General features: G+C 48.3%; 1 protein-coding gene. It reads right to left on the bottom strand.

Annotated features, from left to right (window positions below; translation table 11 throughout):
* Positions 1–109: 109 nt before the first annotated feature.
* Positions 110–1,114 (bottom strand): IS110-like element IS5075 family transposase, encoded by a 1,005-nt coding sequence (locus L2I46_RS29150; protein ID WP_000427619.1) that lies wholly within the window; start codon positions 1,112–1,114, stop codon positions 110–112.
* Between the last annotated feature and the right edge of the window lie 71 nt (positions 1,115–1,185).

Here is a 1,185-nt window from a genome sequence, read left to right as displayed (position 1 = left end):
GCCTTTCCGTTTTACAGGTTCCTCAACAGGCCGGTGGGCCGTTAGTATCATCAATATCAGTATTCGCAAAACCAGATGAATGATTGTTTAAACTGGTGTATTTCTGCCTTTATGCTTCGTAAGTTTGCTGTCGCGCCGTCAGTGCCCAGGCTATTCTGGCCAGCTTGTTTGCCAGAGCACAGGTGACGACAAAGTTGCTTTTCCGACACAACAACTCCCTGACCCAGTCGGCCAACTTGCCAGACTGGTGTTCCAGTTTTTGTATGAATACCCTGGCACACTGAACCAACAAAGTTCGGATCTTTTTGTTGCCCCGCTTGCTAATCCCTAACAATGTCGTCCGACCTCCCGTGCTGTACTGTCGGGGTACCAGCCCTGTTGCCGCCGCAAAGTCACGGCTGCTGGCGTACTGCTTCCCGTCGCCAATCTCAGTTGAAATAGTACTGGCAGTCAGCGTTCCAACGCAGGGAATACTCAGCAAGCGCTGTCCAACCTCATCTTCGTCCAACTTTCGTTTCAACTGAGATTCCAGATCTTTAATCTGCTCAACAAGATAGTGATAATGCTGTTGTAATTTCAGCAGTAACTGGCTGAGATAAAGAGGCAAACTACTGTCCTCAAGAAGGGTACTCAGTCGACTAATAACGGCAGCACCTCGCGGAACGCTGATACCAAATTCCAGCAGAAAAGCATGCATCTGATTAGTTGTTTTCACCTTATCCTGAACCAGGGATTCACGGACACGATGCAGAGCTCGCATTGCCTGCTGAGATTCGGTTCTGGGCTGCACGAAACGCATAGATGGACGTGATGCTGCTTCACAGATAGCTTCAGCATCAACGAAGTCATTTTTGTTGCTTTTAACGAATGGGCGGACAAATTGCGGTGATATCAGCTTTGGAAAATGCCCTAACTCTTCCAGCTTGCGTGCCATAAAGTGAGAACCGCCACAGGCTTCCATCGCGATGGTTGTTGCCGGGCATGTCGCCAGAAATTCGATTAGCTTTGGTCGGGTGAATTTTTTACGGTAAACGGCCTTCCCACGATGATCCTGACAATGAATATGGAAAGAGTTCTTACCCAGATCGATACCAATAAGCGCAATGTTTTCCATGATGGTTCTCCGAATGAAAGCCTGTCCTCAGCATAGTACTGGGAAGGAGGGAGTGACCATCTCATTAAATA

The sequence above is a fragment of the Klebsiella sp. 2019SCSN059 genome (genome assembly GCF_021739525.1).
GTDB lineage: Bacteria > Pseudomonadota > Gammaproteobacteria > Enterobacterales > Enterobacteriaceae > Klebsiella > Klebsiella quasipneumoniae.
Note: the sequence above shows the minus strand (reverse complement) of the source record. Positions and strands in the feature narration are given on the sequence as shown.